Below are 620 nucleotides of genomic sequence, written 5' to 3'. Positions count from 1 at the left end.
CTGTTCCTGCCCAACAACGTGGAGCGGGACGAAGCCACGCGCATCCGCCCCCTGCCGGGCCAGGTCGGCGACTCGGTCGCGGACATCGCACCGGTGCGGGAGTTCGATGACGAGAAGGTCATCGAGGGGGTCTACTGATGCCCGGGTCCGAGCCCCGCGTGCTGGACGCGCTGGGTCCCCAGGGCCCCTACCGCGCCCGCAACCGGGAAGCCGTCTGCGACACCGCCGATCTGCAGGTCGCCGAACTCAGCCTCGTTCCACGGCTGTTCGTCACCCGAGCGCTCGCCGCGCTGCACAGGGCGAGTCCGCTGCCGCGTGAGCAGCGCCTCACCGCCCTGGCCCGCGCGGCCCGTATCTTCCGCGAGGACGTGGTACACGGGCTCACGTACGAGGAGTACGAGCTCACCGTCGCCCGGGTCTCCGGCATCCCGCTGCCCGCCGTGCGCTCCGCGGCCGACGAGATCGCCGACTCCGCACGCCGCGCCCTGGCCGGGGCCTACGGCGCGCTGCCCGGCGGCGCGGTGCTGGACTGGCAGGACGCGCGCTCCCGCACCGGCAGCGCGGTGTGGACGCGGCGAGGCGAGGTGCTCGCCGAGAACGCGGCAGGCAACCACCCGGCG

At 74.2% G+C, this 620-nt stretch carries 2 pseudogenes; both read left to right on the top strand.

Features of this window, described 5'->3' with window-relative positions:
* Window positions 1-138 (top strand): annotated as a pseudogene (locus tag KVT45_RS57525) (phenazine antibiotic biosynthesis protein); the annotation flags it as partial.
* Window positions 138-620: pseudogene (locus tag KVT45_RS55105) on the top strand (aldehyde dehydrogenase); the annotation flags it as partial. The pseudogenes KVT45_RS57525 and KVT45_RS55105, both read left to right, overlap by 1 nt.

This window comes from Streptomyces sp. GbtcB6, from assembly GCF_019091475.1.
In the GTDB taxonomy this organism is placed as follows: Bacteria; Actinomycetota; Actinomycetes; order Streptomycetales; family Streptomycetaceae; genus Streptomyces; species Streptomyces hyaluromycini.
This window is presented reverse-complemented; position numbering and strand designations above follow the sequence as displayed.